Raw genomic sequence first — 26,794 nt, 5'->3', positions numbered from 1 at the left:
GGTTGTGTGGGACGTGAGCATTGTCAGTCAACTCGTCGATTCGGGCGCACACGCGACCGAGAACCTCGAACTGTCGGGGATGACCACGCTGCGCGTGGGCGGGCCGGCGCGGATCGTGGCGGAATGCCCGACCACGCAGGTCCTCGTCGACGTGGTGCGTCTCCTCGACGCCGCGCACATCCCGACACTGATCCTCGCCGGCGGCTCCAATCTGGTGGTCGGGGACGACGGATTCGACGGTGTGGTCGTGCGTGTGTGCAACACCACCGTCGGACTGGAGGAGGGATTCGTCACTGCCGAGGCGGGCGCCGAGTGGGATCAGGTGGTCGCGCAGACCGTCGCCGCCGAGCTGGGCGGGCTCGAATGCCTGTCGGGGATTCCCGGGTCGACCGGTGCCACCCCGGTGCAGAACGTGGGCGCGTACGGCGTCGAGGTGGGGTCGATGCTGCGGCGGGTCCACCTCCTCGATCGACGCACCGGTGAGGCGCGCTGGGTCGAACCCGACGCCCTCGGTCTCGGTTACCGCACGAGCGTCCTCAAGCACTCCGACGCCGCCCTGGTGCTGGCCGTGGAACTGACCGTGCACCCCGACGGACTCGGCGAGCCGCTGCGCTACCGCGAACTGGTCTCCGCGCTCGATAGTGCCGAGGGCGACAGGTTGCCGTCGACGCAGGTCCGCGACGCCGTGCTGGACCTGCGGCGGGGCAAGGGCATGGTCCTGGATCCCGACGATCACGACACCTGGAGCGCGGGCTCCTTCTTCACCAACCCCGTCGTGCCCGACGGGGAGTTGGTGAATGTTCTCGCAGCAATCGAGACCCGCCTCGGCGACGTCGCCGTTCCCCGGTACCCGGCCGACGGCGGAACCAAGTTGTCTGCGGGGTGGCTGATCGAGCGGGCCGGCTTCTCGAAGGGGTATCCCGGCGAGAACGCTGTCGCGCGGCTGTCGACCAAGCACACCCTTGCGTTGACCAATCGAGGTGCTGCGAAGAGCGAGGACCTGCTGGCATTGGCTCGCGATGTACGGGACGGCGTCCAGTCGGCGTTCGGTGTCCGGCTCGAACCCGAACCGGTGACGGTGGGCTGCGCGATCTGAGACAGGTCCGTAGCGCAGGTAACCTGTTAGCTGTGCATGAACTGGGTTCTCGGACAAGTCGGTCGCGCGTCGCGTTGATCGCGACGGCGCTGATCGCGTTTCTCGTTGTGCTGACCGGATGCACGGTCGGCTCCGAGTCGGGAACCGCCACCGCGCCGCCCGAACCGGCAGTCGAGGTCACCCAGAATCCGGCGTCGGGCACCGAGGACGTCAATCCGGTGGCGCCGATCTCCGCGACCGCGTCGCAGGGCACGTTCACCGACATCTCCCTCGTCAACGCCGAGGGGCGTGCCGTGCAGGGTGTGCTGTCACCCGACCGGACCACGTTCACCGTCGGGGAGGCGCTGGGCTACGGCGCCACGTACACGTGGAAGGGCACGGCGCTCGGCACGGACGGCAAGTCCGTCGCCGTCGACGGCAGCTTCACCACGGTCGAGCCCGACGAGACGATCGGCGCCACACTCAACATCGCCGACGGTCAGGAAGTCGGCATCGCCGCCCCGATCATCGTCCAGTTCCACGAGTCCGTCGAGGACAAGGCGGCGGTCGAGAAGGCGATGACCGTCACGACCAACCCGCCCACACCCGGCTCGTGGGCGTGGCTGCCCGACGACAACGGGTCGCGCGCGCACTGGCGTCCGCAGAACTACTGGGCACCCGGCACCACCGTGAGCCTCGACGCCCGGCTGTACGGACTGGACTTCGGCGGCGGCGCGTACGGCGCGGAGGATCTGTCGCTGAACTTCACCGTCGGTCGCAGCCAGATCGTGATCGCGAACGCGCCCAGCCACCGCATGCAGGTGGTGCGCGGCGGCGAGACCATCATGGACATCCCCGTCAGCTACGGCGAAGGCAACGAGGCCCGCAACGTCACTCGCAGCGGCATCCATATGGTGACCGAGAAGCACGAGGACTTCCTCATGTCCAACCCGCCGTTCTACGAGAACGTGCGCGAGCGCTGGGCGGTCCGCATCTCCAACAACGGCGAGTTCATCCACGCGAATCCCGAGACCATCGGCGTCCAGGGTTCGTCGAACGTCACCAACGGCTGCATCAACCTGTCCCTCGGGGACGCCCAGCAGTACTTCGGCACCGCGATGTACGGCGATCCCGTCGAGGTGACCGGAACGTCCATCGACCTCTCGGCCGCTGACGGCGACATCTACGACTGGGCCCTCAGCTGGCCCGAATGGCAGTCCATGTCGGCCCTCGCATAGGCGAGCGAACTTTCTTCACAGCCGGTGGAACCGAAACCGGGGCCGCTGCGTCTACCTGAATGAGGACGCGTCGACGGCGCCGTGTTCTCGGTTCACACAACTGTGGGGAGTCGTCCGCTGTCGAGGGGTCGACGGACGACCCCGACAGTCCGTTTCGATCGAAAGTCGCTGATCGGCAGGGGGGGCTGTGGGATGGGATGGATGTTGCTGGGGGTCGTGACGATCGTGGCGGGGCTGTGGACCGTGGTCCTGGTGCTCGAGCACCAGGACCGGCGGACCGCCGCGAACGCGCCTACGTCGTGCGGTGAAAACGCCCGGACGAAGCCTGATCTCGTGGCTTGACGACGATCTGGTCGATATTCACGTGGGAGGGCCGCGACGCGACGAACCCGACGACGTCCGCGATATCCGCGGCGACGAGCGGGGTGATGCCCTCGTAGACCTTGTCGGCACGCTCCTGGTCGCCTTCGAAACGCACCAGCGAGAATTCGGTTTCCACTGCGCCCGGCGCAATTTCGGTGAGACGGACCGGCTTGCCGAGCAGTTCTCCGCGCAGCGTGCGGTGCAGGACGGCCTCCGCGTGCTTGGCGGTCGTGTATCCGGAACCGTTGTCGTACGCCTCGAGCGCGGCCAGCGACGTGATGGTGACGATCAGACCGTCACCCGACTCGATCAACTTCGGCAGCAGCGCCTTGGTGATTCGAAGGGTGCCCAGGACATTGGTCTCCCACATCCACCGCCAGTCGTCGAGATCGGCCTCGGCGACGGTGGCCAGTCCCTTGGCGCCGCCCGCATTGTTCACGAGCACGTCGACCCTCGGCAGTACCGCGCTGAACGCGTCCACGGAATCCTGGTCCGTGACGTCGAGTTCGAGCGCGGTACCGCCGATGTCTTCGGCGATCTTCTCCAGACGATCCAGTCGCCGGGCCCCGATGACCACATGAAATCCCTGCGCGGCCAGGGTGCGGGCGGTGGCTTCTCCGATTCCGGAGCTCGCCCCGGTGACGACGGCGATGCGGGTGTCAGGTGAAAAGGTCATGCCGACATGTTAGGGCTCGTCGATGACGGAGTAGGCACTTGCGTCGCCGGCGACGCTGCGGCTGCGCTCGCCCCGGATGTTGACGGGGACGTCGCCGGCCAGGGTGATGCGGTTGAGTCGCCGGTACTGATCGTCGTAGTCGGCGACGGCGTAGTGCTGAGTGGCACGGTTGTCCCAGATCGCCACGTCGCCCGACTGCCAGTTCCACCGGGTCGTGAACTCGAGCGAGATCGCGTGATCCTGCAGAACCCGGAAGAGCGCCTGCGACTGGGTGCTGCTCAGACCGACCAGGCTCTTGACGAAGTGACCGAGCAGCAGCGTGCGCTCGCCGGTCTCGGGGTGCACCCGCACCACCGGATGCTCCGTCTCGAAGTACGTGGACTGGAACTCGGCGCGGTACTCCTTCGACTTCTCGTCCTGCGTGCGTTCCGCGCTGGTCGCCGCGTAGTCGTAGACGTTGGTGTGCGTCGCCCACAAGTTGTCGGCGAGGACCTTCAGCGGCTCGGGCAGCGCGTTGTAGGCGGCGACACCCGACGCCCAGGTGGTGGATCCGCCGTACGTGGGGAGTTGCACGGCGCGCAGGATCGACGCCTTCGGGATGCGATCGACGAACGTGACGTCGGTGTGCCAGCTGTTGGCCTTGCCGTAGTCGGAGTCGATGGGCAGCACCTTGGTGCCGCGCGACGTGACGGTCGGATGCGCCGTGGTGGGGGAACCCAGAAGCTCCGCGAACTCGTACTGCGAGTCGTCGGTCAGATGTTCCTGGCCACGGAAGAAGATCACCTTGTGCTCGAGCAGGGCCTGGCGGATGAGCGACACGGTGGCGGGGTCGAGGTTGCCGCCGAGCCGGACGCCGTCGATCCGGGCGCCGATGTGGGCACCGAGCTTGACGACGCTCGCCGCGTTCGGGGAACCCTCGGCGTCTGTCACGTGCTCGGGCGCGAAATCGATGGACATGGTGAGCCTTTCGGATACCGGAGACGGTGTGGAGTCCCGTAACCGAACCATCGGGCGGTGTGTCGCCGGAAGGCTTTGCGTCACCCTGATCGCAACGGGCCGCGGACCTTCCGCGTGATCGCGACGACGCAGAGCAGGCTGAGCAGTGTGACCGCGGTGAGGTAGACCGGTCCGACAGCATCGACGCGACGGGGATGACGATCAGCCATACGAACGAGGCGATCAGGGTGAAGACGAGCACGAGTGTCTTGCTCATGCCCAGGACCTTCGTCGAGTAGGACAGCAGGTACGCCATGAAGATGTATCCGACGGTGTTGATGCCGATGAACGCGCCCGCGGCGAGCAGCACTTCGCGCCGGTTCTCCCGCAGGACGGTGACGATCGGCAGTCGTTGATCGCGGTGGGTGCTCTTGACCTTCTCGAAGTGGGGGCTCTCGGTGACGGTGAACCGGATGACGAGCCCCATCAGCACCATCGCGGCGCTGGCCAGGAACGGGACCCGCCAGCCCCAGGAGAGGAATGCGTCCTCGCTGAGGCTCGTCGAGACCCCCAGGAACACGAGGTTGGCCAGGATCAGGCCGCCGGGCACGCCCATCTGCGGGAAGCTCCCGTAGAAGCCTTTCTTGTCGGCGGGGGCGTGCTCGACGGCCATCAGTACCGCGCCGCCCATCAGCATCAGGGACAGCACGAGCATGGATTTGCGTCCGATGCGGTCACCGAAGTGGCCCACCACGACGCCGCCGATCGGCCGTGCGATGAAGCCGACGGAGAACGTCGCGAACGCGGCCAGCGTCCCGGCGATGGAGGAGAAGGACGGGAAGAACAACGGGCCGAACACGATTGCCGCGGCCATGCCGTAGATGAAGTAGTCGTACCACTCGAAGGCGGTCCCGATGAGGCTGGCGCCGGCCACCTTCAGTGGCCGGACGGTGGCCCGGGGTGTCACGGAGATCTGGGTGGAGGTCATGTCGATTTCCTCCGATGGTGCGAACGACTGTTCGGTCAGGATGGCGGTCTCTGCCGTCTGATCAGCGTCATCGCGGAGCCGACCACATCGGCATCCCGCTCCTATAACCGTACGTTCGGTTGGTATCTCGGCGTATTGTGTCGTGAAACACTGTTGCCATCAAGAGTGGTGATGCTCTCCGATGTGCGCCGCAGGCGGCGCCTCGCAATGGCGGGAACTGCGGAAGTGGCGCGGCGCGGAGCCACACGCCGACGCGCCCTCCGATTGGTGAAACCGACCGAAGCTGCTAGTTTCGTGTCATGTCTTCAGGCCAGTCGACCGCTCCGCGGGTCACCTATGTGACGTCCGCGCTGGGCTCGCGGCTGCCCTTGGCGCGGGAACTGTGTTGTCGCTGTCTCAGCATCTGCAGCTAATTCGCGCAGTCTTCTCCTGATCGATCGTCCTCGGTCGTCCCACTCTCGGCCCGGGACGGATGCAGCGTTCGGACGAAGGTGCGCACCGCCTCCGCTTGCAAGGACTGCCACGTGTCTACCCCCACTCTTTCCAGCCCCACCCGGACCGGCTCCGCATCTCGATTCCAGCGGCCCGTGTCCCGTCCCCGTCTCCACATCGTTCCCCCTGAGCTGCGGATCAGCGACGGCCCGGCCGCCGGTGTTCTGCGGGTGGCCCGGTCTCGCGGGCCGCTGTCCAGGGACGTCGCCGCGAAAGCGACCGGCCTGAGCATCGCCACCGTCAACCGTCAGGTGTCGGCGCTCCTCGACCTCGGGCTGCTGCGCGAACGTGGCGACCTCACGCCGTCCGGCGCCATCGGTCGTCCGCGGGTTCCGTTCGAGGTCAACCACGAGCCCTACCTGACAGTGGGCATCCACATCGGCGCGGTCGTGACCAGCATCATCGCCAGTGACCTGCGCGGGAAGGTCCTCGGCGCGGTCGAGGTACCCACCCCGCAGGGAGCGTCCGCCGACGCACTCGCCGGCATCGCACGCAGCGCGCGGGCCTTCGCCTCCCGCTGGCATCGGCGTCGCCCGCTGTGGGCGGGTGTCGCACTCGGCGGTCGCGTCGATCCGCAGACCGGTGTCGTCGACCATCCCCGGCTGGGATGGAAGTCCGCCCAGGTCGGCGCCATCATCGCAACCGGACTCGGGTTGCCCGTCTCCGTCGCGGCGCACGTCGAGGCGATGGCCGCATCCGAACTGCTGCTGAGCCCGGACAGCGAAGACGGTGTCGCGCAAGGCGAAACGGGCCTGTACTTCTACGCCCGCGAGACGGCAGGCATCGCGATCACCATCGACGGCCGCGTTCACACTCCGTCGAGCGGTCCCGGATCGATCGCGCACTTGCCGACGGGCTCGTCGGCGCAGTGCTCGTGCGGTTCACGCGGGTGCCTCGAGGCGACGATCAGCGATCGCGCGGTCATCTCCGCCGCCCTCGATGCGGGCATCCTGGCTGAGTCGAACCAGCGGCCGACGATGAGTGCGCTCTACAAGGCGGCGTCGTCGGGTTCCGTTCCCGCGCACGAACTTCTGGTGGAACGTGCTCAGGTGCTCGGGAAGACGGTCGCCATGCTGCGGGACCTGTTCAACCCGGACCGGGTGATCCTCGGAGGCCAGGCGTTCACCGAGTACCCGGCCGGTATCCCGCACGTCGCCGAGGCCTTCGCGCAGGCATCGTCGCTGGAGCGCAGGGACATTCGCATTTCCGGATTCGGCAACCGGGTGCAGGAGTACGCCTCGACGGTGGTGTCGCTGAGCACCATCTACTCCGATCCGGTCGGAGCGATGCGCCGGACGTCGATCTAGCTCACAGTACTTCGTCAGCCGCACAGGTAATAACCTGTGCGGCTGACGAATTCGTGTGCGTCCGTCCGGGTGCTCGCTCCCCGGCAGGTCTCAGAGTTTGCGCAGCCCGTCGAGGACGCGTTCCATCAGTTTCCGGTCCGGGCCGGTGGACCCGGCCGTCTCGTTCACGGTGACCGCCCCGACCGCCGCGAGGTCGCCGACAAGTACGCGCGCGACCCCGAGCGGGATCGACGCGAGCGACGCGATCTCGGCCACCGACCGCGGTTCGGCGCACAGCGCGAAGACGCGGCGCAGTTCGTCCGGTGCAAGCATTCCGTCTACCACGGTGTCGCCGTCCGCGCGGGCGACGATGACCGCCTCCAGTGGCAGATCGACCCCGGACTCGGTCCGCCCGCCCGTGAGAATGAACGGCCGGACGATGGAGACGGTGCCCTCGGGCGCCACCCACTCGGTGGACTCGACAGCAGGACTGTCGGCCACCTCGGGAGTCCGATCCGCGGGTTCGGACACGGGGCCGACCTGCTCGGGAGCGTCCTCGGCCGGGGCGGGTTCCACCCATTCGGCCGACTGCGGTGGGCTCGGGTCCTGCTCTTTCCTGGCGCTGCGGCGCCGGCCGGCTGATCCGAAGCGCGCCCCTGTCGCGCCGATCAACGGCCAGTTCTCATCGCTCACAGTCATCGGTTGGGACCCTTCTCGCACTACCCCACCCACTCCATGGTCCCAAACTCGCGTTTCGTGTGAACGAACCGGTCCCTGTGATTCCCGCTACAGGGTGTGCGCGAGCGTTAGATTTGCTGCGTGACCCACTGGCGGCAGAACTCGGATCCGTTCCTCGCTCCCGATCTCGGCCGGTCCGCGCTGCTCGTCGTCGACACGCAGGTGGACTTCGTGGACGGCGGGACGGCGCCGATTCCCGGCACGTCGGCGGTGTTGCCCGCGATCGCGCGTCTCGTGGACGCCTACCGGGAGGCCTCGGCCCCGATCGTGCACGTCGTCCGGTTGTACGAGGGCGACGACGTGGACCTGTGCCGGCGCCGCATGATCGCGGCCGGACTCGTCATCGCCAGACCGGGCACCGCGGGCTCCCAGGTGGCGCCGGAGCTGGGGGTGCCACCGCTCGACCCCGAGTCGCTCCTCGGCGGCAGGCTCCAGACCGTATCGCCCACCGAGCACATCCTGTTCAAACCCCGGTGGAGTTCGTTCTACCGCACCGAACTCGACGACCGCCTGCGCCAGTGGCGGGTCGACACCGTGGTGATCGCGGGATGCAACTATCCCAACTGCCCGCGCGCCACGATCTTCGACGCCAGCGAACGCGACTACAAGGTGCTCGTCGCCGCCGATGCGATCTCGGGCGTCGACGCGCGTCACCTGGAGGAGGCTGGGCGAATAGGGGTTCTCCACGCGGAGACCGACGAGATCGTCGAGGCATTGCAGCCACCCGAGCTCGAGGTGATCAGCTGAGCGGCGGCGCCGATGTCGCGTCCGGTGGCGCACCCCGCCTGCGCAGCTCGGCGCGGGCCCGCTCGATACTCGCCGTGTTCCAACGCGGCGAGTGGTGATTCGTCGGCCCAGACGAGCTCACCGCGACGGCGGACCGTCACACTCATCGAGCCGGCGAGGTGCTCGAGGGCTCCGGGGATGTTGCGACGCTCGGCGGGAAGTGGAACCGGCAGCACGTGTGCCGAGCTCAGCGGGGAACCGCCCTCGATTTCGACGCTCCACGTGCGATTGCGGCCCCGCAGCGACCACCGATCGTCCGTGACGTGCGCCCGGACGGGGGAGGTGACCGGGTTGCCGAGGCGGAACACGGTGCCGTCGGGCAGCGCGACGACGACGGCCGTGACCTCGGTGTGCAGCCCGCCCGCGGTGATCTCGCCGCCCGCGAACGCGACACATGCCTGCCGGTCGGCGAAACCCTGAGCCTGGCCCCACCACCAGGATTCGGGGAATCCGCCCTTGCCCCAATTCTTTTCGCCGTAGACCTGGGCACCGTCGAGGTCGATCTCGGTGCCGCCCAGCACGGCCGTTCCCTCGGCCCGGCCGCCGAGTAGCCACGGGTGCCAGTACTGGTTCAGTGCGGGCACGGTCTGGAACACACTCGACCCGCCGAGCCTGCGCCGCGGCCACGGAACCTGGGCGCCGACCCGGACGTCGAGGCGGGCGTCCGGCCCGAGATCCACCCACACGCGGTCGACGGACCCGCGGAACGCGTCGCCTGCGAACGCGCCGAGTCCGGCCGGGTTGGCGTAGCCCTCCGGATGCGCGGCGGTCCGCAGGAACCGGGTGGGATGACCGGCGAGACCGAGCGTCGCCCAGTGCCCGTCCGCGGCCCGGTTGATACCCGCCAGCGCGATGACGACCTGTCCCGTCGCGGGCTGGGTGAACCGCCAGAAATAGCCTTCCATCGCGACGTCGTGCGCGGCGAGGAGGTTGCCGAACGGCAGATCCGCTCCCGTGGCGCGGTACGTCCGCAGCAGTCGCGACATCGGTCAGCTTCCCGGCTGGGGGTGCAGCACCGCCTGCGACTGCGTCACCTGCGCCACGAGATGGTCCTCGTCGTCCCGCAGTTCGGTGACGACGGCGACCGTGGTTCGTCCGGCGTGCAGCGGACGCGCGGTCGCGGTGACGGTGCCCTTGCGGACGCCGCGGGTGAACACCGTGCTCGAACTCGTGGTCGAGGTGGACGCTCCCGCCGGGAGATTGAGAAACGCGCAGACGGCTCCGACGCTGTCGGCAAGCGTCATCAGCGCCCCGCCGTGCATGCCGTTTCCCGCGGTCGTGCGGTGCTGTTCCCACTCGAGGTGCCCGACGACCTCCTCGGGGGCGGCCTTGGTGAGGCGAACCCCGGTGTGCACGGCGAACGGCATGGTCGCGACGAGATCAGGGGGATTCATACCCGTGGATGCTAGGCGCGGAACCAAACCCGCGCAGGCGGTTCGCGGGGCTGGATTGGCGGGATGTCCAGTCTGTCGGAAGCTGCCCGCCGGTCGGGCCGGGCGCGGGGGAGCGCCGCCGCGGTGGTCGGATTCTTCGCCGCAGCCTGGTTCGGCTGGGCCATGGCCGTCAACCTTCCCCGCCCCCTCACCGTGCTCCTCGACGCCGCCATCGTGGTGGCGCTCGTCGTCGCCATGCTGGGAGCGGTACTCGCCGTGCGTAGTCCCGCCGAGAGTTCCGCGTTGGCGGACCGGGAGGTCCGGCGGCGGTACACCCTCGTGGTGGTGGTCGAGTTCGCGGTGATCTGGGCAGGCGCCGCCGTTCTCGGAAACACGAGTCTGTCGGCGTGGATACCGGTCTGGGTGTGCTTCACCGTCGGCGTCCACTTCGTGCCGTTGCCCGGCGTACTCGGCGAGTCGTCGCTGACCGTGCTCGGTGCGCTGCTCGTCGTGGTCGCCGCGGCCGGGCTCGTCGTGGGTCTGACGACCACCGTGGCACCCGGCACGGTGACCGGGATCGGGGCGGGCGGATGCCTCCTCGCCGCAGCCGTCCTCACCTTGGCGGGGAAGAGGTTCTCCGGCAGGAGGACACCCGGCCCGGTCGATCAGAGGGGCAGCGAAGACTCCGCGAGCCCGGCCGGTGCCCCGCGACGGCGGAACCATTCCTGACCGAACGCCGCGCGCAACTGCTCCTCGGGCATCTGCAGGAACGGGCCGAAGTCCCCGATCTGGGTGGCGTGCGCGTGCATCGCGGCGCGCTTGGCGTCCATGGCCGACGTGACGTCCACGACCGTGGTGATCTCGGAGTCCGGCAGACCGAACGTGTCGAGGTCCGGTGGCTGGGTGTTCTCGGACCATTCCGGATTCGCGGCCATGAGTCGCCGGATGTGGTCGCGGCTGACGGCGGCCTCGTAGACGTGCGGCACACCGGCCAGTTCGGCGGCCCGGATGCCCACGTGGTGGACCTGCACATGATCGGGATGGCCGTAGCCGCCGTTGGGGTCGTAGATGGTGATCACGTCGGCGGATTCCTCGACGAGGATCGCGGCCAGCCTGGCGGCGGCCTCCTCGACGTCGACGTTGCAGAACGCCGCGGGGTTCTCGTTCTCCGGCGTTCCCGCCATCCCGGAATCCGCGTAGTGCAGCAGCACCACACGCTGGGCGCCGAGCAGCGACGTCGACTCCTCCAGCTCGCGGCGCCGGCGCTCGGCGAGTGATTCGCCGTCGGTCAGGATCCCGTCGGGGGCCTCGCCGAGCGCCCCGTCCGTCGCGGTGACCACGACGACGCGATGACCGGCGTCGGCGGCCTGACGCATCACGCCGCCCGTCGTGAACACTTCGTCGTCGGGATGGGCGTGGAAACACACCAGGACACTCATGAGCGCAATACTTGCACGTGCTGGAAGTCGCGGCCACGATCTGTGAGGCTCGACGCGTGCTCGGTACCTATTGTCAGATCTTCGCCGCCCCCGGCTCCGCAGCGTTCTCGGCCGCAGGATTCGTTGCGCGCGTACCGATCGCCATGGTCGGCATCGGCATCGTCACGATGCTGTCAGAACTGCGCGGCGACTACGCACTCGCCGGTGCCCTCGCCGCGGTGTTCGCGCTGACCTACGCGTTCATCACCCCGGTCGTGTCCCGGGCGGTCGACCGGTACGGGCAGTCGCGAGTCCTTCCCGTCGCGTCGGGGATCAGCGCGACGTCCATCGCTGCGATGCTGCTGTGTGTCCGGTTCGGGACGCCCGACTGGGTGCTGTTCGTGTGGGCCGTCCCCGCCGGCTGCATGCCCACGATCGGTGCGATGGTGCGCGCCCGCTGGACCGAGCTGTACCGCGGCACGCCACTGCTGCGGACGGCGTTCGCGTTCGAGGCGGTGGTGGACGAACTGTGCTTCATCGCGGGACCCGTGGTCTCTGTCGGATTGTCCGTCACGGTGTTCCCCGAGGCGGGACCGCTCGCGGGCCTCGTCCTGCTGGTGGTCGGCACCCTCGCGCTCGTGGCGCAGCGCGGCACCGAACCGCCCGTGCATTCGGCAACGCACGATGGACGCCCGTCCGTCGTCCGGACGCCCGCCGTGTGGATCCTCGTGGCGGTCATGGTGTCGATGGGCACGATCTTCGGCGTCATCGACGTCGGTGCCATCGCCTTCACCCGAAGCCACGACGCACCCGCCTCCGCCACCGTGGTGCTGGCCCTGTTCGCGGCCGGTTCCGCGGTGGCGGGCATCGTGTTCGGCGCGATCCGGGTGTCGGCGTCGCTCCGGAAACAGCTGATGGTCGCAGTCCTCGCGGTGGCGGTTCTGACGGTTCCGCTGCTTCTCGCCGACAGCATTCCGGCGCTCGCCGTCGCCTACGCGGTGGCGGGGATGACGGTGGCGCCGATCATGATCGTCACGACCGGTCTCGTCGAGCAGATCGTGCCCGCGGCCGCGCTGACCGAGGGCATCACCTGGATCGTCACCGGGCTGGGTGTCGGCGTCGCGGTGGGGTCGGCGCTCGCGGGCCGGATGATCGACGAATTCGGCACGACCGCGGGTTACGCGGTGGCGGCGGTCGCCGCGCTGCTGGCCTCTATGGTGACCCCATGGCTATTCGTGAAACAGTCGGCGTCGACGGAACGCCCCTCGTCTACTCGGTGACCGGTGCCCCCGACGCGCGGACCCTGGTCCTCCTGCACGGTTGGGCGCAATCCTCGAAGTGCTGGGGCCCCGGGGTACTCGACGAACTCGCGGCCCGCCACCGCGTCATCGCCGTCGACCTGCGCGGACACGGCTACTCGGGTGCGCCCGACGCCGGCTACGACGATTCCGCGATCTGGGCCGGGGACGTCGACGCGGTGCTCACGGCCGAAGGCGTCACGTCCGGCGCCGTGCTTCTCGGCTGGTCCTACGGCGGCCTCGTGATCTGCGACTACCTGGCGTCGCACGGCACGTCCGCCGTCGACGGCGTTGTCCTCGTGGGAGCCATCACCAGCATCGGTCGCGGGGAGGCAGGCGGCAAGGTCGGCGCGGCGATGCGCGCGGCGATCCCCGGCGCGATGTCCGAGGAGCCGCGCGAGGCGATCCGCGCGCTGGGCGCCTTCGGCAACGCGCTCACCGGACCGCCGGAAGGCAAGGGCGCACAGTCGCAGGCGCTGTTCGGAGCCAGCCTCGCCACCCCGCCCCGGGTGCGGGCCGCCCTCTTCAACCGCTCCGCGAGTCACGACGACCTGCTCCGGTCGCTCGACGTGCCGGTGCTCGTCCTGCACGGCACCGAGGACTCCGTCGTCGACGTCTCGGCTGGTAGGCACGCTGCAGAACTGATCCCGCAGGCGCGGGCGTCGTTCTGGGAAGGCTGCGATCACGGGCCGTTCGTGGAGGATCCCGACAGGTTCGTGAAGGAGGTCGGCGAGTTCGTCGACAACCTCGGTTAAAGGGGCCGATCGGTGAGGGAGCACTATGGAGTGGTGACGCCCATGCACAACTCGCGCCCCCGCAGGGTGGCCGTCCTCTCGGTCCACACCTCACCGCTGGCGCAGCCCGGTACCGGCGATGCGGGCGGCATGAACGTCTACGTGCTGCAGTCCGCCATCCAGATGGCGCGGCGCGGCGTCGAGGTGGAAATCTTCACCCGGGCCACGTCGTCCGCCGACGCACCGGTCCAGGAAGCGGCGCCGGGGGTCCTCGTCCGCAACGTGGTGGCCGGCCCGTTCGAGGGGCTGGACAAGCAGGATCTGCCCACGCAGCTCTGTGCGTTCGTCGCGGGGGTGCTCCGCGAGGAGGCCCGCCACGAACCGGGTTACTACAACCTGGTGCACTCGCACTACTGGTTGTCGGGGCAGGTCGGCTGGCTCGCCCGCGACCGCTGGGGTGTGCCGCTCGTGCACACCGCGCACACGCTCGCTGCGGTCAAGAATCTGTCGCTGGCCGACGGTGACACTCCCGAACCGGCCGCCCGCCAGATCGGCGAGCAGCAGGTGGTGGCCGAGTCCGACCGGCTCGTGGCCAACACCACCGAGGAATCCGATCAGCTGGTCCGCCACTACGGCGCCGACCCGAACCGGATCGACGTGGTGGCGCCGGGCGCCGATCTGACGCGATACCGGCCGGGCGACCGGGCCGCCGCCCGGGCGAAGCTGGGGCTCGACCCGCGCGAGACCGTCGTGACGTTCGTCGGACGAATCCAGCCGCTCAAGGCGCCCGACGTCCTGCTCCGCGCCGCCGCCGAACTGATCGCCCGAGATCCCGAATCGACACTGCGGGTGCTCGTGGTCGGCGGCCCGTCCGGCTCCGGGCTGGCCCGGCCGGACGCCTTGATCGAACTCGCGTCCTCGCTCGGCATCGCCGCGCGGGTGACGTTCCTCCCGCCGCAGGCGCCCGACCGGCTCGTCGACGTGTACCGGGCTTCAGATCTCGTTGCGGTGCCGAGTTATTCGGAGTCGTTCGGGCTGGTGGCCATCGAGGCGCAAGCCTGCGGCACGCCGGTGATCGCCGCGAACGTGGGGGGTCTCGGTGTCGCCGTCCGGAACGGCGAAACCGGGCTTCTCGTGGACGGGCACCGCACCGAGGACTGGGCGACGGCGCTGCAGTCGCTGGTGTCCGAGCCCGGCAGGCTCGCCGCGCTGGCCGCCGAGGCTCCGCGTCATGCCGAGAATTTCTCCTGGGAACACACCGCCGACGGTCTCCTCGAGAGCTATCGGATGGCGACCGTCAACTACAACTACGGACACGGCCCCAGCGAATTCGCCCCGCGACGTGCGGGCGGATTGTGGAAGCTGCGCAGGGCCGGGGGAGTGCGCGCATGAGCGAGCTGGCCGACGTGATCGAGTCCGCCCTGACCGAACGTGAGATGGACTTCACCAGGAAGGACTCGACGCATTTCATCGTGGAGTTGCCCGGCGAGCGCAAGCTCAAGACCACCACGCTCCTGACCGTCGGCAAGCACGGTCTGCGCGTCGAGGCGTTCGTCTGCCGCAAACCCGACGAGAACTTCGAAGGCGTCTACAAGTACCTGCTGCGGCGCAATCGCCGGCTGTACTCGGTGGCGTACACGATCGACAAGATCGGCGACATCTACCTGGTCGGTCAGATCGCCGAGCACGCGGTGACCGCGGACGAACTGGACCGGATTCTCGGGCAGGTGCTCGAGGCGGCCGACGGCGACTTCAACACCCTCCTCGAGCTCGGATTCGCCGAGTCCATCAAGCGTGAGTGGGAGTGGCGCGTCTCACGCGGGGAGTCGCTGGCGAACCTGAAACCGTTCGAGCATCTCATTGAGGACTCGCAGCCCTGACTGCTGGTCGACCGCCCGCGGACGGGAAATACGCGCGGGTAGAGTTGCGGCGAGCTTGTGACTGTTGTCACAGGTTAGGTACATGTGTCTGATGTTCACAGAAACTTGTACCGACAACTGCTGCTGCAACACTTCGAGGGAGAGGCCCCAGTGAGCTTCAAGAGCCCGTTTCCGGACGTCGAGATTCCGAACCTCAGTGTCTACGATTTCCTCTTCGGCCAGGTCGACCCGGCCGACCTGGACCGGCCCGCGCTGATCGACGGTGCCTCCGGCGCGGTCACCACGTACCGGTCGCTGGTCGCCCAGATCAACGGGGTGGCCGGGGCGCTGGCCGCGCGCGGTCTCGCCGTCGGCGAGGTGGTGGGTCTGCACTCGCCGAACGTTCCGGCGTTCGCGTCGGTGTTCCACGGGATCCTGCGGGCCGGTGGTGTCGCGACCACCATCAACGCCCTCTACACCGCGGAGGACATCGCCAAGCAGCTCACCGACTCGAAGGCGAAGTTCCTGTTCACCGTCTCCCCGCTGCTGCCGCAGGCCAAGGATGCGGCGGCCCGCGTCGGGATCCCGGTGGAGAACGTGATCGTCCTCGACGGCGCCGACGGGCACCCGTCACTGACCGATCTGCTGGCCGAGCGCGCCCCCGCCCCGGAGGTGTCGTTCGATCCGGTCACCCAGCTGGCGGTGCTGCCGTACTCGTCCGGGACCACCGGCCGGCCGAAGGGGGTGATGCTCACCCACCGCAACCTGGTGGCCAACGTGTGTCAGATCAACCCGCGGATGGGCATCGGCGCCGACGACAAGCTCCTGGCGGTGCTGCCGTTCTTCCACATCTACGGCATGACGGTGCTGCTGAACGCCGCCCTGTACAACCGGGCGAGCTTGGTCACGATGCCGAAGTTCGACCTCGTCGAATTCCTGTCGATCGTCTCCGGCCAGAAGTGCACGTATGTGTTCATCGCCCCGCCGGTCGCGGTGGCGTTGGCCAAGCATCCGCTGGTCGACGATTACGACCTGTCGAGTGTGCATTCGATCTTCTCCGGCGCCGCCCCGCTGGATCAGGAACTGGGCAAGGCCGTCGCGAACCGGCTCGGCTGCCGGGTGCGGCAGGGCTACGGGATGTCGGAGATGAGCCCGGTCTCGCATGCGATTCCATTCGACCGTGACGACATCGCCCTGGACTCGGTGGGTCCGTCGATCGCGAACATGGAATGCAAGCTGGTCGACCCGGCCACCGGCGAGGAGGTCGCCTACCCGGCCGACGGGGTCAGCGCACCGGGTGAGTTGTGGTGCAAGGGCCCGAACATCATGGCCGGGTACCTCGGCAACGACGAGGCCACCGCGGAGACCCTGGACGGGGACGGGTACCTGCACACCGGCGACATCGCGACCGTCGACTCCGAGGGGGTGGTGACGATCGTGGACCGGATGAAGGAGCTGATCAAGTACAAGGGCTACCAGGTGCCGCCCGCCGAGCTGGAGGCATTGTTGTTGACGCACCCGCAGATCGCCGACGCCGCCGTCATCGGTGTTCTCGACGACGAGGGTGAGGAGGTGCCGAAGGCGTTCGTCGTCCGCCAGCCCGGTGCCGAATTGGACGAGGCCGCGGTCATCGCGTTCGTCGCCGAGCGGGTGTCGCCGCACAAGAAGGTCCGCAAGGTCGAGTTCATCGACCTGGTGCCGAAGTCCGCCGCGGGCAAGATCCTCCGCAAGGATCTGCGGGCCAGCGAGGCCGGCCGAAGCTGACGGCAGGGGTTCACGGCGCGAGGGTTCCGGGAGGCATGCCAGGATGAACGGCATGAGTACCGGAACCCTTGTGCTGCTCCGCCACGGCGAGAGCGAATGGAATGCGCTCAACTTGTTCACCGGCTGGGTGGACGTCCACCTGACCGATAAGGGCATCGCCGAGGGCAAGCGCGCCGGCGAATTGCTGCTCGAGCACAATCTGCTCCCCGACGTGCTGTACACGTCGCTGCTGCGCCGCGCGATCAGCACCGCCAACATCGCGCTCGACACCGCCGACCGGCACTGGATTCCCGTCATCCGCGACTGGCGTCTCAACGAGCGTCACTACGGCGCCCTGCAGGGGCGCAACAAGGCGCAGGTCAAGGAGAAGTACGGCGACGAGCAGTTCATGCTGTGGCGCCGCAGCTACGACACCCCGCCGCCGCCGATCGAGGCAGGCAGCGAATACAGCCAGGACACCGATCCCCGCTACGCGAACCTCGACAAGGTCCCGCTGACGGAGTGCCTGAAGGACGTCGTCGTCCGCCTGATCCCGTACTGGGAGGACACGATCTCCGCCGACCTGAAGGCCGGCAAGACCGTGCTGATCACCGCGCACGGCAACTCGTTGCGCGCCCTCGTCAAGCACCTCGACGGAATCTCCGACGAGGACATCGCGGGCCTGAACATCCCGACGGGCATCCCGCTGCGCTACGACCTGGACGAGAACCTGAAGCCGCTCAACCCCGGTGGCACGTACCTCGACCCCGAGGCCGCCGCCGCGGGTGCCGCCGCGGTCGCGAACCAGGGCGGGAAGTAACTCGTGCGTCCGGCCGGACGTCCCGTTCGCGGGACGTCCGGCCAACGGCAGGTTAACTGCGGACGAAGACTCCGGTTCCCGCGTGTGACGTGCGCGGAAATGCCTGGACCCTGCGTAACCGGACCGCCGCGCGAACGTACGATTCAGGCGTGAGTGTTGTTCAAGCCGTCTTGCTTGCCATCGTGGGCGGCTTCGTCGGTTACCTCGTCGGTGGCGTGCTGATCCCCATGCTGTCCACCCGGCAGGCGCAGCGGATGGAAGAGAAGTCCGGGCTCACGATGTCGCAGGTGCTCGACCTGATCGTCCTGGCATCCGAGAGCGGCATCGCCGTGGTCGACCAGTTCCACGACGTCGTCCTGTTCAACCCCCGGGCGGAGGAGCTGGGCCTGGTGCGGAACCGGCTCGTCGACGACCGTGCGTGGGTGGCGGCACTCCGGGTCCTCGAAACCGGCGAACCCGTCGAGGTCGACCTGAGTACCAAGAACCCGCAGCGGGGACGGGATCGGATCGCGGTGCGCGGCACCGCACGTCTGCTCAGCAAGGAAGACCACAACTTCGTGGTCCTGTTCGCCGACGACGACTCCGAGCAGGTGCGGATGGAGGCGACCCGCCGCGACTTCGTCGCCAACGTCAGCCACGAACTCAAGACCCCGGTCGGCGCGATGGGTCTGCTGGCGGAGGCGCTCCTCGAATCGGCGGACGACCCCGAGTCGGTCCGGCACTTCGGCGAACGCGTGCTCAGTGAATCCGTCCGGCTCGGCAAGATGGTCACCGAACTGATCGCCCTGTCGCGGCTGCAGGGCGCCGAGAAACTGCCCGACCTCGAGGCCGTCTCCGTCGACGAGGTGGTGGACGAGGCGCTGCAGCGCTGCAAGATCTCCGCGGAAGCCGCCGGGATCGCCGTCACCACGGACCACAGCAGCGGCTACGAGGTGCTCGGCGACCGCGCCCTGCTCGTCACCGCCCTGTCCAATCTGGTCCAGAATGCGATCGCCTATTCCCCGAAGGGCGCCCCGGTGTCGGTGAGCCGGTCGATCCGCGGCGACAACGTGGCGATCTCGGTGACCGACCGCGGCGAAGGCATCGCCAAGGCCGACCAGGAGCGCGTGTTCGAACGTTTCTTCCGCGTCGACAAGGCGCGCGCCCGCGCGACCGGCGGAACGGGACTCGGTCTCGCGATCGTCAAACACGTGGCCGCCAACCACAACGGATCCATCGACCTGTGGAGCAAGCCCGGAACAGGTTCGACGTTTACCCTGCAGATTCCTGCACACATCGAGACAGTGGACGCCGAGAGCGGAAACGTCGGGAAGAGAGAAACCGGTATGGAGGCCAAGCGATGACAAGTGTGCTGATCGTGGAAGACGAGGAGTCACTGGCCGACCCATTGGCATTCCTGTTACGTAAGGAAGGGTTCGAGACGACGATCGTCGGCGACGGACCGTCCGCGCTCGCCGAGTTCGACCGGGCCGGTGCCGACATCGTCCTCCTCGACCTCATGCTGCCCGGCATGAGCGGCACGGACGTCTGCAAGCAACTCCGCAGCCGCTCCGGTGTCCCCGTCATCATGGTGACGGCACGGGACAGCGAGATCGACAAGGTGGTGGGACTCGAACTCGGCGCCGACGACTACGTGACCAAGCCGTACTCGGCGCGGGAACTGATCGCCCGCATCCGCGCGGTGCTGCGCCGCGGCGTCGACAGCGAACTCGACGTCGCGCAGGACTCGGCCGTCCTCGAGGCGGGACCGGTCCGGATGGACGTCGAACGGCACGTGGTCCAGGTGAACGGCGAGGCCGTCACGCTGCCGCTCAAGGAGTTCGACCTCCTCGAGTACCTGCTTCGGAACTCGGGACGGGTGCTCACCCGCGGGCAGCTGATCGACCGGGTGTGGGGGGCGGACTACGTCGGCGACACCAAGACCCTCGACGTGCACGTCAAGCGTCTGCGCTCGAAGATCGAGACCGACCCCGCCAAGCCGGAACACCTCGTCACCGTCCGCGGCCTCGGCTACAAACTGGAGGCGTGAGCGGACGCCGATCCGCCACAGTTGCAGACGAATTCGTCAGCCGCACACGCAATTGCCTGTGCGGCTGACGAATTCGTGGGCATTCGTCAGAACGGGTTGTACACGTACACACCGCGGAACGGCGCCGAGATCACCTGCGTGAGGGCGTGCTCGCGACCCTGGTCGTCGAACTGCCTGCAGTAGACCGCGACATAGTGTCCGTCGCCCTTGCACTCGATGACCCGGCCGGTGCCGTACGGGCTCAGCACGAGCGCCCGGTCACCCTTGTCACCAAAGGCACCCGGATCGAACGGTGCGACGAAGTTCGCCGTCTTGTCGTAGAAGGTGTTCCAATCCGGGGTCGGCTGGGCGGACGCGGCCGGCGCGAGGGCGAGCGTCGCGGCGGCGGTCAACAGGGCACCTGTCAGAATTCGAGCGAACATGATCTCTCCCGTCATGGCTGTGCCCGGAATGGGGCCGTGACGGGTAAATCGACCGATGGGTCTGGTGCGTTACTCGGCGGCCTTCCGCTGAGCGGCCGCGGTGGCGGGGTGCACGGCGACGAGGCCGAGACCGGCCCTGCGCTTGCACATCTTCGCCAACTCCGAGTACGCCGCCTTGCCGAGCAGTTCCGTCAGCTCGGGTGCGTACGACTGCCAGACGGCCTTGACGCCGACGTGGGCGTCGGGGGAGCCGGAGCAGTACCAGTCCAGGTCGGAGCCGCCCTCGCCCCAGCCGCGCCGGTCGTACTCGCTGATGGTGGTCTTGAGGATCTGCTCGCCGTCCGGGCGTTCCACCCACTCCTGGGTGCGGCGGATCGGGAGCTGCCAGCACACGTCGGGCTTGACCTCGAGAGGCTCGATCCCGCGTTTGAGGGCCATCGAGTGGAGCGCACACCCGACGCCGCCCTCGAAGCCGGGACGGTTCAGGAAGATGCAGGCGCCGTGGTAGCGGCGGGTGCGCAGCGCGGGCTCGTCCTCGAGGTCGTCCTCCTCGACGTAACCCTTCTTGCCGAGACCCTTCTCCATGAACTGCCAGTCCTCGGGTGTGAGCATCTTCACTGACGTGTTCAGCTTCTCCAGGTCCTCCTCGTCGGAGAGGAACGCGCCGTGGGAGCAGCAGCCGTCGTCCGGCCGGTCGCCGATGATGCCCTGGCAGGCGGGGGTGCCGAACACGCAGGTCCAGTGGGAGAGCAACCATGTCATGTCCGCGGCGATGATGTGCTCGCTGTTGTCGGGATCGGGAAATTCGACCCATTCGCGAGCGAAGTCGAGGGGTACTTCCGGGCTGGGTGTCATCTTGTGTGAACGCCCTGCTTTACGTGCTGTCACAAAGCCCGACGGTAGACCCAGTACCGTGTCAATGTGCGACTAGGGGTACTCGACGTCGGAAGCAACACCGTCCATCTTCTCGTAGTGGACGCCCACAGGGGCGGCCACCCCACACCGATGAGTTCGACCAAGTCGACTCTGCGGTTGGCGGAGAACACCGACGACCGGGGCGACATCACCTCCCAGGGTGCGGATCGCCTGGTCTCGACGGTGGCAGACTTCGCCAGCATCGCGAAGACGTCGGGGTGCGGTGAGCTGATGGCCTTCGCCACGTCCGCCGTGCGCGACGCCAACAATTCGGACGCCGTGCTCGAGCGGGTACACGCCGAGACCGGGGTGACGCTCGAGGTTCTGTCGGGTGTCGACGAGGCCCGGCTGACTTTCCTCGCCGTGCGCCGCTGGTTCGGGTGGAGCGCGGGCCGCATCCTGAACCTCGACATCGGCGGCGGATCCCTCGAGCTGACGACGGGCGGCGACGAGGACCCGGACGTGGCGCTGTCGCTGCAACTCGGCGCGGGACGGCTCACCCGGGACTGGCTCGAGGCCGACCCGCCGGGCAAGCGCCGCGTGGCGGTGCTGAGGGATTGGCTGGACGCCGAACTGACCGTCCCGTCGAAGGAACTGCGCGCGGCGGGGCAGTGGGATCGGGCCGTCGGCACGTCCAAGACTTTCCGCTCGCTGGCCCGGCTGACGGGCGCGGCGCCGTCCGGCGCCGGCCCGCGGGTCAAGCGCACCCTCACCGCCAGCGGTCTCAGGCAACTCATAGCTTTCATTTCGCGGATGACGGCCTCGGACCGTGCAGAATTGGAAGGGGTGAGCTCCGACAGGTCGCAGCAGATCGTGGCCGGAGCACTCGTTGCGGAGGCCAGCATGAGAGCACTGGGCGTGGAGGAACTGGAAATCTGCCCCTGGGCTCTGCGTGAGGGTTTGATCCTCCGCAAGCTCGATACGGAAATGGGCGGTGAATTGATGGTGGGTGCTCGATGACCGAGGACAGTCAGCAGATCTCTGTGTCAGAGCTGCTCAAACGCAACGGGCAGCAGGTGGAGTCCCGGGGCGGGCGGCGTCGTCGCGGCGTCAAGGGGGGAATCTCCGTTGCCGAGTTGACCGGTGAAATTCCGGTGGTCCGGGATCCATCCGATTCGCGGGCACTCGAACCCGAACCCGAACCGGAACCTGCCGCGCCCGAGCCGCCCCGCGCGTCCGCACCGGCGGCGCCGTCCGCGCGCGCCGACGAGCGCACCGCAGCGTTCAAGGCTCCCGTCGACGACGACGATGACGACGATGACGACGAGCCCATCGCCAGTCGCCCCGCCGGCCGCGGCCGCGGAGTGGTGTCGGGTGGGGCGTCGCGTGATCACCAGGGAACCTGGGTCAGCCGATCCGTCCAGAAGGAACGGCAGGCGCCCGAGGCCGCCGCGCCCGCACCGGCGCCCACCGTGGCCGCCCCGGTCGTGAAGAAGCCGGAGCCCGCCCCGACCGTCGCCGTTCCCCGCGTGAAGCCGGCGCCGAAGCCCGACACCCCGGCCAAGGCCGAACCGGCGGCGAAGTCCGACGCGCCCGCCAAGCCCGAGGCACCGGCGAAAACCGAGGCACCGGCGAAAACCGAGGCACCGGCGAAAACCGGAACCCCCGCGAAGGCGGGTCCCGCCGCGCCGACGAACGCCGCGTCGACGTTCGTGAAGACGCCGAAGCCCGGCGCTCCCGCCACGGCGAAGCCGGAACCCGCACTGCTGTCCGGCTCGACGCTGGCCGGCGACCTGATGCGGCAGTCCCGGGACGCAGACGCGGCGAACGCGGGCGAGGAGACGGAACTCATCGAGGCCGCCACCGACGCCGGGGACACGGAGAAGCACGAGGGCGACACGCAGAAGCCCGAGAGCCCTCGCCGTTCCCGCAAGGAGGCGAAGGCCGAGAAGGCCGAGGCCGCGAAAGCGGAGAAGGCAGGCAAGAAGGACGAGGCAGGCGAGAACTCCACCCGGGAGTGGGCCGTCCTCATCGGTCAGGGCGTCGTAGCCGTCATCGCCGGGGCCCTGCTCTTCAAGGGCTTCGAGAAGCTGTGGGACGTATTTCCGTGGGTCGCGCTGATCCTGGCCCTGCTCGTCATCGTGGGCCTGGTCGCGATGGTCCGCGTCCTTCGTCGCACCGACGACATCACCAGTTTCGTGATCGCCGTCGTGGTCGGGATGATCGTCACTCTGGGGCCGTTAGCCTTCATGCTTGCGTCGGGCTGAGTTGCTCATGGTCGGGGACAGTGGGCACGGGCAGGTTCGACGGTCACCGCGCGGGCGGAAGGTACTGGTGGGCCTGTCGACGGCCTCGGTGTACCCGGAGAACACGGAGGCGGCGTTCCGGTACGCAGCCGATCTGGGATACGACGGCGTCGAACTGATGGTGTGGGCCGAATCGGTCAGCCAGGACGTCGGGGCCGTGGCCGGGCTGGTGCGCAGGTACGCGATTCCGGTTCAGGCGATCCACGCGCCGTGCCTGCTCATCTCGCAGCGGGTGTGGGGCGCCGATCCGGTCGCGAAGCTGGAGCGTTCCGTCCGCACCGCCGAGTCGCTCGGGGCGACGAGTGTCGTGGTGCATCCCCCGTTCCGCTGGCAGCGCCGGTACGCGGAGGGTTTCGCCGATCAGGTGGCCGACCTGGAGCAGCGCAGCGACGTGATCGTCGCGGTGGAGAACATGTTTCCCATGCGCGCGGACGGCTTCTTCGGCAGCAAGGAGCGATCCGCACAGCGGCTCCGGAGGCGGGGCGGACCGGGGGCGGCGCTGTCGGCGTTCAGCCCGTCCTACGACCCCACCGATTCGGGACACGCCCACTACACCCTCGATCTGTCGCACACGGCCACGGCCGGCATGGATGCCATGAAGCTGGCGGAGCGCATGGGGGAGGGCCTCGCGCATCTCCACCTCGCCGACGGCCGGGGCGCGTCGATGGACGAGCACCTCATCCCCGGTCACGGTGCCCAGCCCTGCGCGCAGTTGTGCCGTCATCTCGTCGACACCGGATTCGACGGGCAGGCGGTGATCGAGATCAACACTCAGAACGCCCGGACGCAGCGGGAACGGTCGTCGATGCTGGCGCAGGCGCTGGCCTTCGCCCGTGAGCACCTCGAGCCGGGCCGCGCTGCCTCGGGGTCGCCCCGCAGCCATTCCGGTGGCGATCACGACGACACCTGACAACTCTGCCGCCTTCCTGCTGCGGTAAGCTCGTCGCCATATTGGATAGTCTTAGTATCTAGTGCTGGGGTATCCGAGGTCGAGAGTCGATGAGCCGAAGGAGGGGCCGTGCGCGTTTCCGAGTTGGTCGCCCGTACCGGCGTTCCGCTCGCGACGGTGAAGTACTACCTGCGCGAAGGTCTGCTGATGCCCGGCGAGGCGACGAGCGCCACCCAGGCCCGGTACGGCGAGAAGCACGTCGAGCGACTCGGCCTCGTCAAGGCGCTGGCCGGGGCCGGACTCCCGATTCCGCGCATCCGGGAGATCCTCCGGCTCGTCGACCATCCCGACGGCTCGCTGTTCGAGGTGCTCGGCGAGGCCATCGCGCAACTCCCGCCCTACCTCGACGCCGCCGTCGACGACGGGGACGAGTTCCCGCGGGCACGCGCAGTCCTCGACAGGCTCGGGCAGGTGTACGACCCGCGGTACGTCGCGGTCGGCCAGCTCGAACGTGCGCTCGAGGGGCTCGAAGAGGCCGGCATCCCGATGACCGAGGAGCGGCTCGACGCCTACGGTCGGCACGTGCGCGGGATCGCCGAGATCGACATCGGGCTCATGCCCACCGAATCGGCCGAGGACGCGATCCGCTACGCGGTGCTCGGCACCGCCATCTACGAGCCGGTGATCGCCGCGATGCGCCGGCTCGCACACCAGGACGTCGCGCAGAAGCGCCTCCGGAACCCCGAAGAACAGGATCAGCAGTGAGCTCAACTCCCTTCCGCGACCTCAACGTCCTCACCGCTGCCGGTGACGGGACCTATCAGGCATCGATCGACCCGATCTGGACGATCGGCCCCAAGGTGCACGGCGGCTCGATGATGTCGCTGTGCGCGGCCGCGGCCCGCAGGCGGCTGCTCGACGAGAACAGCGACGCCGAGCTGTCCCGGGTGCAGCCCCTCGCGGTCGGGGCCAACTACCTGTCTGCTCCCGACCCCGGCGAGGTGACGCTGTCGACGACGGTCCGCAAGCAGGGCAAGCAGGTGTCGTTCGTCGACGTGGAGCTGAAGCAGGGCGACCGCGTCGCCGTGCATGCGTCGGTCACGCTCGGCGTCCCCGACGCCGGGGAGCCGCAGTACAGCGGAGACCACGCCCTGTCCCAGCTCCCGGTGGAACCGCCCGCCGACGCCGTCGTGCTCACGGCCGACCATCCGATGGCGAAGATCGTTCACGTGTCGCAGGGCTGCGACATGCGGGTGGACGGGACGTCGGCGCACTTCCTCACCGGCAACCAGGGCGAACCCGAGGTGCGCATGTGGGTGCGACCGCGCGCGGGCGACGAGGACGATCCCGACACGGCGGCCCTGTTCGCGATCATGACCGGAGACATCAGCGCCCCCGTGACGATGAACCGCGGCATGTTCGGCTGGGCGCCCACGGTGCAGCTGACCACGTACCTGCGTAGGCAGCCGGCGCCGGGGTGGCTGCGCGTGATGGCCAGCAGCACGGTGCTCGGCGGTGCGTGGTTCGAGGAGGATCACACCGTGCTCGACTCGACCGGGGCGATCGTCGTGCAGAGCCGGCAGTTGGCGATGATCCCCCGCTAGGAAGGCGCCGCGGAGCGTCGTGGCAGGCTGTTCGGCATGACGAGAATTGCGGTAATCGGAGGCGGCAAGATCGGCGAGGCCCTCATCTCGGGGCTTCTGCAGGCAGGTCACGCCGTCAAGGATCTGGTGGTGGCCGAGCAGCATCCGGCGCGCGCCGACGAGCTGGCCGCGGCGTACGCGGTGCGGGTCACCACCCCCTCCGACGCCGCGGAAGGCGCCGACGTCATCGTGATCGCCGTCAAGCCGGGCGACGTCGAGGCCGCGCTCACCGAGGTGTCCAAGGTGGAACTCGACGGCGAGCGCGAGCAGCTGCTCGTGTCGCTCGCTGCCGGTATCCCCACTGCCTTCTACGAGACGAGACTGCCCGCCGGGTTCCCGGTGGTCCGGGTCATGCCCAACACGCCCATGCTGGTCGGTGAGGGCGTCAGTGTGCTCGCCCCCGGCAGGCATGTGAAGAAGGAGCACCTCGAACTGGTGCGCGGCGTCCTGTCGTCGGTCGGCAAGGTCGTCGTCGTCCCCGAATCGCAGATCGACGCCGTCACCGCCGTCTCCGGCTCCGGTCCTGCCTATTTCTTCCTGGTCGCCGAGGCCATGATCGACGCGGGCGTCGGGCTGGGACTGACCCGGGCGACCGCTTCCGAACTGGTCGTGCAGACCATGGTCGGCTCCGCGGCGATGCTCGACAGGTCGGGGGAGAGTGCGACCGAACTCCGTGCCGCCGTGACCTCGCCCGGCGGAACCACCGCGGCCGCGATCCGCCGGCTGGAGGGAAACGGGCTCCGAACAGCCTTTTTCGACGCTCTCGAAGCCGCGAAGATTCGTTCCGCCGAACTCGGTACGTCGACCGAATGAATATTCGATTGCCC

General features: G+C 68.5%; 28 protein-coding genes and 2 pseudogenes. 20 read left to right on the top strand and 10 right to left on the bottom strand.

Going from position 1 to position 26,794, the window contains the following annotated elements; all coding sequences use genetic code 11:
• The first annotated feature begins 4 nt into the window (after positions 1–4).
• Both PSR88_RS10555 and PSR88_RS10550 read left to right on the top strand, forming a co-directional pair.
• Positions 5–1,096 (top strand): UDP-N-acetylmuramate dehydrogenase, encoded by a 1,092-nt coding sequence (locus tag PSR88_RS10555; RefSeq protein ID WP_016882747.1) that lies wholly within the window; start codon positions 5–7, stop codon positions 1,094–1,096.
• Positions 1,097–1,128: 32 nt separating this feature from the next.
• On the top strand, positions 1,129–2,313 hold the full coding sequence (locus PSR88_RS10550) for an Ig-like domain-containing protein (protein WP_011594923.1): 1,185 nt from the start codon (positions 1,129–1,131) through the stop codon (positions 2,311–2,313).
• 292 nt (positions 2,314–2,605) lie between these two features.
• Here PSR88_RS10550 and PSR88_RS10545 read toward each other — a convergent pair whose 3' ends face one another.
• The 4 genes and pseudogenes from PSR88_RS10545 to PSR88_RS10530 all read right to left on the bottom strand — a co-directional run.
• Complete coding sequence (locus PSR88_RS10545) at positions 2,606–3,352, bottom strand: SDR family NAD(P)-dependent oxidoreductase (protein ID WP_016882748.1); 747 nt, start codon at positions 3,350–3,352, stop codon at positions 2,606–2,608.
• Between the two features lie 9 nt (positions 3,353–3,361).
• Entirely contained in the window at positions 3,362–4,309 is a 948-nt protein-coding gene (locus PSR88_RS10540) for a TauD/TfdA dioxygenase family protein (protein ID WP_016882749.1), read from the bottom strand.
• An 80-nt stretch (positions 4,310–4,389) separates the two neighbouring features.
• A complete protein-coding gene (locus PSR88_RS10535) occupies positions 4,390–4,518 on the bottom strand; it encodes a hypothetical protein (RefSeq protein ID WP_272942754.1) in 129 nt (42 codons plus the stop codon).
• Positions 4,519–4,535: 17 nt separating this feature from the next.
• A pseudogene (locus PSR88_RS10530) lies at positions 4,536–4,961 on the bottom strand (MFS transporter); the annotation flags it as partial.
• 40 nt (positions 4,962–5,001) lie between these two features.
• Between PSR88_RS10530 and PSR88_RS10525 the strand changes: the two are divergent.
• A complete protein-coding gene (locus PSR88_RS10525; protein ID WP_237724094.1) occupies positions 5,002–5,169 on the top strand; it encodes a hypothetical protein in 168 nt (55 codons plus the stop codon).
• Between the two features lie 631 nt (positions 5,170–5,800).
• On the top strand, positions 5,801–7,075 hold the full coding sequence (locus tag PSR88_RS10520) for an ROK family transcriptional regulator (protein WP_009474758.1): 1,275 nt from the start codon (positions 5,801–5,803) through the stop codon (positions 7,073–7,075).
• Positions 7,076–7,165: 90 nt separating this feature from the next.
• On the opposite strand, the gene PSR88_RS10515 is transcribed toward PSR88_RS10520, so the two are convergent.
• Entirely contained in the window at positions 7,166–7,753 is a 588-nt protein-coding gene (locus PSR88_RS10515) for a DUF742 domain-containing protein (protein WP_016882754.1), read from the bottom strand.
• 120 nt (positions 7,754–7,873) lie between these two features.
• Here PSR88_RS10515 and PSR88_RS10510 point away from each other — a divergent pair, with 120 nt between their 5' ends.
• A complete protein-coding gene (locus tag PSR88_RS10510) occupies positions 7,874–8,539 on the top strand; it encodes a cysteine hydrolase family protein (protein WP_009474756.1) in 666 nt (221 codons plus the stop codon).
• On the opposite strand, the pseudogene PSR88_RS10505 reads toward PSR88_RS10510, so the two are convergent.
• Both PSR88_RS10505 and PSR88_RS10500 read right to left on the bottom strand, forming a co-directional pair.
• A pseudogene (locus PSR88_RS10505) lies at positions 8,532–9,564 on the bottom strand (tocopherol cyclase family protein). The gene PSR88_RS10510 and the pseudogene PSR88_RS10505 sit on opposite strands and share 8 nt — an antisense overlap.
• A gap of 3 nt (positions 9,565–9,567) precedes the next feature.
• A complete protein-coding gene (locus PSR88_RS10500; protein WP_009474754.1) occupies positions 9,568–9,972 on the bottom strand; it encodes a PaaI family thioesterase in 405 nt (134 codons plus the stop codon).
• Between the two features lie 63 nt (positions 9,973–10,035).
• Between PSR88_RS10500 and PSR88_RS10495 the strand changes: the two genes are divergently transcribed.
• Positions 10,036–10,680: a hypothetical protein gene (locus tag PSR88_RS10495; protein ID WP_016882756.1), complete on the top strand. Its 645-nt coding sequence runs from the start codon at positions 10,036–10,038 to the stop codon at positions 10,678–10,680.
• Here PSR88_RS10495 and PSR88_RS10490 read toward each other — a convergent pair.
• Positions 10,617–11,390: a PIG-L family deacetylase gene (locus PSR88_RS10490; protein ID WP_016882757.1), complete on the bottom strand. Its 774-nt coding sequence runs from the start codon at positions 11,388–11,390 to the stop codon at positions 10,617–10,619. The two genes, PSR88_RS10495 and PSR88_RS10490, sit on opposite strands and share 64 nt — an antisense overlap.
• A gap of 56 nt (positions 11,391–11,446) precedes the next feature.
• Here PSR88_RS10490 and PSR88_RS10485 point away from each other — a divergent pair, with 56 nt between their 5' ends.
• From PSR88_RS10485 to PSR88_RS10450, 8 genes are all read left to right on the top strand, one after another.
• The gene (locus tag PSR88_RS10485) at positions 11,447–12,649 is read left to right on the top strand and encodes an MFS transporter (RefSeq protein ID WP_029539317.1); all 1,203 of its coding nucleotides are present in this window, start codon (positions 11,447–11,449) and stop codon (positions 12,647–12,649) included.
• The gene (locus tag PSR88_RS10480; protein ID WP_037197065.1) at positions 12,595–13,422 is read left to right on the top strand and encodes an alpha/beta fold hydrolase; all 828 of its coding nucleotides are present in this window, start codon (positions 12,595–12,597) and stop codon (positions 13,420–13,422) included. Before PSR88_RS10485 ends, PSR88_RS10480 begins: the two co-directional genes overlap by 55 nt.
• 12 nt (positions 13,423–13,434) lie before the next feature.
• Entirely contained in the window at positions 13,435–14,793 is a 1,359-nt protein-coding gene (gene mshA, locus PSR88_RS10475; RefSeq protein WP_011594914.1) for a D-inositol-3-phosphate glycosyltransferase, read from the top strand.
• Entirely contained in the window at positions 14,790–15,281 is a 492-nt protein-coding gene (locus tag PSR88_RS10470) for a YbjN domain-containing protein (protein ID WP_009474749.1), read from the top strand. The genes mshA and PSR88_RS10470 overlap by 4 nt, the downstream gene beginning before the upstream one ends.
• A 150-nt stretch (positions 15,282–15,431) precedes the next feature.
• Positions 15,432–17,024 (top strand): AMP-binding protein, encoded by a 1,593-nt coding sequence (locus PSR88_RS10465; RefSeq protein ID WP_016882759.1) that lies wholly within the window; start codon positions 15,432–15,434, stop codon positions 17,022–17,024.
• A gap of 43 nt (positions 17,025–17,067) precedes the next feature.
• The gene (locus PSR88_RS10460; protein ID WP_009474747.1) at positions 17,068–17,823 is read left to right on the top strand and encodes a phosphoglyceromutase; all 756 of its coding nucleotides are present in this window, start codon (positions 17,068–17,070) and stop codon (positions 17,821–17,823) included.
• A 149-nt stretch (positions 17,824–17,972) separates the two neighbouring features.
• Positions 17,973–19,166 (top strand): sensor histidine kinase, encoded by a 1,194-nt coding sequence (locus PSR88_RS10455; protein WP_009474746.1) that lies wholly within the window; start codon positions 17,973–17,975, stop codon positions 19,164–19,166.
• Positions 19,163–19,852 carry a response regulator transcription factor gene (locus PSR88_RS10450; RefSeq protein ID WP_005251956.1) on the top strand — a complete coding sequence of 230 codons (690 nt, stop codon included), beginning with the start codon at positions 19,163–19,165 and terminating at the stop codon, positions 19,850–19,852. The genes PSR88_RS10455 and PSR88_RS10450 overlap by 4 nt, the downstream gene beginning before the upstream one ends.
• 86 nt (positions 19,853–19,938) lie before the next feature.
• Here the strand turns inward: PSR88_RS10450 and PSR88_RS10445 are convergent, their stop codons facing one another.
• Positions 19,939–20,274: a hypothetical protein gene (locus PSR88_RS10445; protein WP_011594912.1), complete on the bottom strand. Its 336-nt coding sequence runs from the start codon at positions 20,272–20,274 to the stop codon at positions 19,939–19,941.
• A 69-nt stretch (positions 20,275–20,343) separates the two neighbouring features.
• Positions 20,344–21,129, bottom strand: coding sequence for a hypothetical protein (locus PSR88_RS10440; RefSeq protein WP_009474744.1), 786 nt, complete (start codon positions 21,127–21,129; stop codon positions 20,344–20,346).
• Positions 21,130–21,195: 66 nt separating this feature from the next.
• Between PSR88_RS10440 and PSR88_RS10435 the strand changes: the two genes are divergently transcribed.
• The 6 genes from PSR88_RS10435 to proC all read left to right on the top strand — a co-directional run bounded on the left by PSR88_RS10435 (position 21,196) and on the right by proC (position 26,780).
• A complete protein-coding gene (locus tag PSR88_RS10435; RefSeq protein ID WP_009474743.1) occupies positions 21,196–22,149 on the top strand; it encodes a Ppx/GppA phosphatase family protein in 954 nt (317 codons plus the stop codon).
• The gene (locus PSR88_RS10430) at positions 22,146–23,396 is read left to right on the top strand and encodes a hypothetical protein (protein WP_016882761.1); all 1,251 of its coding nucleotides are present in this window, start codon (positions 22,146–22,148) and stop codon (positions 23,394–23,396) included. The genes PSR88_RS10435 and PSR88_RS10430 overlap by 4 nt, the downstream gene beginning before the upstream one ends.
• Positions 23,397–23,403: 7 nt before the next feature.
• Positions 23,404–24,345, top strand: a complete 942-nt coding sequence (locus PSR88_RS10425) for a sugar phosphate isomerase/epimerase family protein (RefSeq protein WP_011594910.1) — start codon at positions 23,404–23,406, stop codon at positions 24,343–24,345.
• 108 nt (positions 24,346–24,453) lie between these two features.
• Positions 24,454–25,089 (top strand): MerR family transcriptional regulator, encoded by a 636-nt coding sequence (locus tag PSR88_RS10420; RefSeq protein WP_009474740.1) that lies wholly within the window; start codon positions 24,454–24,456, stop codon positions 25,087–25,089.
• Positions 25,086–25,928 (top strand): thioesterase family protein, encoded by an 843-nt coding sequence (locus PSR88_RS10415; RefSeq protein ID WP_016882762.1) that lies wholly within the window; start codon positions 25,086–25,088, stop codon positions 25,926–25,928. The genes PSR88_RS10420 and PSR88_RS10415 overlap by 4 nt, the downstream gene beginning before the upstream one ends.
• 36 nt (positions 25,929–25,964) lie before the next feature.
• Positions 25,965–26,780: a pyrroline-5-carboxylate reductase gene (proC, locus tag PSR88_RS10410; RefSeq protein WP_009474738.1), complete on the top strand. Its 816-nt coding sequence runs from the start codon at positions 25,965–25,967 to the stop codon at positions 26,778–26,780.
• Positions 26,781–26,794 lie beyond the last annotated feature (14 nt).

The organism is Rhodococcus sp. DK176 (assembly GCF_038447315.2).
GTDB lineage: Bacteria > Actinomycetota > Actinomycetes > Mycobacteriales > Mycobacteriaceae > Rhodococcus_F > Rhodococcus_F jostii_A.
Note: the sequence above shows the minus strand (reverse complement) of the source record. Positions and strands in the feature narration are given on the sequence as shown.